Here is a 3076-nt window from a genome sequence, read left to right on the forward strand (position 1 = left end):
TCCATCAGGTCAAACCGCCGGTCCGCCGACGTCGCCCCCTGCGCTGGGGGCGACGTCGGCGGACCGGCGGTTGGACCTGATGGACGCGGGCGTGGCGGTGGACGGGCTGGTGCTGGACCTGGACGCGGATCGCCGCGTCGTGAGCGATTTCCTCTGCCGTCTGGTGGACCGGGGCTTCAGCGGCCCTCGCATCCTCCTGTCCTCCGGTTTCCGCCCCGAAGCGAGCGCCACCTTCCGGGCCTCCAGCCATACCCACTTCGCACTCGGCCGGCCCTGGCGCTCCGGTGAGTTGCGATCGCTCCTGGAGCAGGTCCTTGGAGTCTCCCACCTCGCTGAATCGACAGGCTGTCCGTGACACCCGCGTCGCCCCGCTGACGGAGCGGGTGGCGGACGCGGGGCATGGGCTGTTCACTGGCATCGCCGGGGCGTCCGCGGGCGCGGCGCGCAGCGCCTACATCGCGCTGATGCTGCTGGCGGGCGGCATGGCGCGCTGCGCGGCGGGGCGCTCTCGCGAGGGGCTGCCGCAGCTCAAGCGCGGCCTGTTCCGCGTGGCGCAGATGCCCGTGGACCTGGTGCTGATGCTGGGCGGGCGCGTGCTCAGCGCCGTGCAGGTGGTGTCCGGCCTGGAGCCGGTGGGTCGCCGGCTGACGGACGCGGAGGTGGCCCGGCTCAAGCCCATCTTCGGCGACAGCGTGGACTTCCGCTGCGTGCGCGTGAAGGAAGGCGCCCTGGGCCTGCTGGGCCTGCCGGGCCGCGCGTTCGCCCACGGCGACATCCTCTTCATTCCCCCCGGCTACGGCGCGGTGGGCTTCCGGCTGCTGGTGCACGAGCTCACGCACGTGTGGCAGCACCAGCACGGCGGCACGGGCTATCTGAGCGGCGCGCTCGCTGCGCAATACCTGGGTGACGGCTACGACTGGCGCAAGGCCGTGGGCGCGCACCGCCGCTGGGCGGAGCTGAACGCGGAGCAGCAGGCCCAGTTCATCGAGGACGCCGCCGACGCGCAGCTCATCCCCCACGTGGGCCGGCCCACCCCCCAGCAGCGGCTGCGCGGGTGGAGCGACGCCGCCCTGTGCCTGCTGGACGAGGCGCTGGACAACCTCTACGCGGGCCGGGGCGCCCCGTGAGCCGGAGCGCTCCGCGATGACGCCGCCCACCACCCTGCCCGGAGGCCTCCCGGAGGGCCGCTGCCTGCAGGCCGTGACGTGGCGGCGCCTGGAGTCCCCCGGCACCGAGCACTGCGAGCTGTGGGACTCCACCTCCGGCCCGCTGCTCACCGGCACCTCGGTGCTCGTGAGCGAGGGGCTGCCGCTGCTCGTGCGCTACACCGTGGCGTGCGACCCGGACTGGCACACGCGCGAGGCGCGGCTCGTGCTGCACCAGGGCGGCACCCGGCGCACGCTGGTGCTCCAGGTGGATGATCACCAGCGCTGGTGGCGCGACGGGCGCGAGCTGCCGGAGCTGCGCGGGTGCGTGGACGTGGACCTGAGCGTCACCCCCTCCACCAACACCCTGCCCATCCGCCGGCTGGGGCTGGAGGTGGGGCAGGCCCGGGACGTGACGGCCGCGTGGGTGCGCCTGCCGGACCTGTCCCTGGAGCGGCTGGAGCAGCGCTACACCCGGCTGTCCACGTCGCTGTTCCGCTATGAGAGCGACGGCGGCGCCTTCGTCGCGGAGGTGGACACCGACGTCCACGGGCTCATCACCCACTACCCGCCCGGCTGGGAGCGCGTGGCCACCTCCGAAGGGTAAGTCCCGCGCAACCCCCGGCCCTGAACGCGGACAATCCTCCCAGACCCGTGCAGGTCCCATGTAGGCCATTGTGCGCAGGTGGCGCAGGGGCGGGCTTCCTCCCCGGGGACACGGGATTGCGGGACTACCTGCCATATAGGGATGGGCCCGGGTGACGTGCCGGGTTATAACGCCCCGCGAACCGTTCCGGCGGCAGAGGGGGTCTCGAGCCTGGACCGCCGCGCCGGACGTCACGTGCAAGGTTGATGTGGTGAAAACCCACCCCCGAGGTCCCATCGCATCCGGCCGCGCCCGGAAGAAGCGCCCGCTGGCGCCCGCGTCCGCCGCCGCGCTGTCGCGGCGGCAGTTGGAGCGCAAGCTGGCGGTCAGCGTGGGCGCCTCGGCCCGGGCCGCGCGGCTGCGGGCCGGGCTGACACAGGCGGACGTGGCGGATCGCGTCGGCATCGCGTCGGAAGTGTATGGCCGGCTGGAGCGGGGCAAGATGATGCCCAGCGTGCCCACGCTGTTCCGGCTGTGCCTGGCGCTGCAGCTGTCGGCGGACGCGTCGCTGGGGCTGGCGCTGGCGGCGGCGGCGGGCGCGGGGCTGTGGGAGGAGGACTCCACGGACAAGGACGACCTGCCGGAGATGCGCCGCCTCTTGCGCAGCCTGCGCCGGCTGCCGCGCCCCCAGTTGAAGCTGATGAGCCTGGTGGCCAGCGCCATCCTGCCGACGCGCCGGTAGCGGCCCTCAGCGCGCCGCCGGCCCCCGGGCGGCGCCCGCGCCCTGTTCGCGCTCCGTCACCCGCCACACCCAGCTGGACGGGGTGGGGTCCCGGTGCGCGGTGTTCACGTCCACCGCGTACACGTCCACGGTGTGCTCCCCCACGGACAGGTCCTTCACGCGCCAGCGGGCCTCGCAGGGGATGAAGAGGCTGCCGTCCAGCGAGCACCAGAACACGGGCTTCAGCGTCGTGGCGGAGAAGACGAAGGTGGCCTCCCGCGAGTGCGTGGCGCCCGGAGGCCCCTCGTCAATGAACGTGTCCGGCCCCTCGTTCCCCGCCCGCGCGAGCGACGGAGGGAACAACAGCGGCATCAACACCAGGGCCAGCAGCAGGGACGCCAGCACACCGTGGGGCAGATAGCGCAACGACGGCGGGGGAATCATGGCCGGACTCCAAGGCACCACGGGCGCGCGACACCCCGACTCCACGAAGCCTCCAGTCCCGGGGCGCGACGCTGCGCGGCGGCCTCGGGAGGCGGGGGCGTTTCATGGGATCGGGAACGGGAAAGGGGCGAACTCCAGGAAGCTGGGGATGGCACCAAAATGGGGCGCCCCGTCCCGGGG

The 3076-nt window shown here is 73.5% G+C and carries 5 protein-coding genes; 4 read left to right on the top strand and 1 reads right to left on the bottom strand.

Going from position 1 to position 3076, the window contains the following annotated elements; all coding sequences use genetic code 11:
* The 4 genes from D7X12_RS43305 to D7X12_RS40540 all read left to right on the top strand — a co-directional run.
* Window positions 1–355 (top strand): hypothetical protein (locus D7X12_RS43305; RefSeq protein ID WP_158620220.1); only part of this gene is annotated, 355 nt, incomplete at its 5' end.
* Window positions 315–1127 (top strand): eCIS core domain-containing protein, encoded by an 813-nt coding sequence (locus D7X12_RS40530; protein ID WP_120630455.1) that lies wholly within the window; start codon window positions 315–317, stop codon window positions 1125–1127. The genes D7X12_RS43305 and D7X12_RS40530, both read left to right, overlap by 41 nt.
* Before the next feature lie 16 nt (window positions 1128–1143).
* A complete protein-coding gene (locus tag D7X12_RS40535) occupies window positions 1144–1752 on the top strand; it encodes a putative glycolipid-binding domain-containing protein (RefSeq protein ID WP_120630456.1) in 609 nt (202 codons plus the stop codon).
* Window positions 1753–2002: 250 nt separating this feature from the next.
* Window positions 2003–2473, top strand: coding sequence for a helix-turn-helix transcriptional regulator (locus tag D7X12_RS40540; RefSeq protein WP_341868272.1), 471 nt, complete (start codon window positions 2003–2005; stop codon window positions 2471–2473).
* Between the two features lie 6 nt (window positions 2474–2479).
* Here D7X12_RS40540 and D7X12_RS40545 read toward each other — a convergent pair whose 3' ends face one another.
* Window positions 2480–2896 carry a hypothetical protein gene (locus D7X12_RS40545; protein ID WP_120630458.1) on the bottom strand — a complete coding sequence of 139 codons (417 nt, stop codon included), beginning with the start codon at window positions 2894–2896 and terminating at the stop codon, window positions 2480–2482.
* Window positions 2897–3076 lie beyond the last annotated feature (180 nt).

The sequence above is a fragment of the Corallococcus sicarius genome (genome assembly GCF_003611735.1).
Lineage (GTDB): Bacteria > Myxococcota > Myxococcia > Myxococcales > Myxococcaceae > Corallococcus > Corallococcus sicarius.

Bases quoted from the DNA above. Each gene is read 5' to 3' on its own strand.
- D7X12_RS40535 (WP_120630456.1), top strand. From the start codon at position 1,144: ATGACGCCGCCCACCACCCTGCCCGGAGGCCTCCCGGAGGGCCGCTGC.
- D7X12_RS40545 (WP_120630458.1), bottom strand. From the start codon at position 2,896: ATGATTCCCCCGCCGTCGTTGCGCTATCTGCCCCACGGTGTGCTGGCG.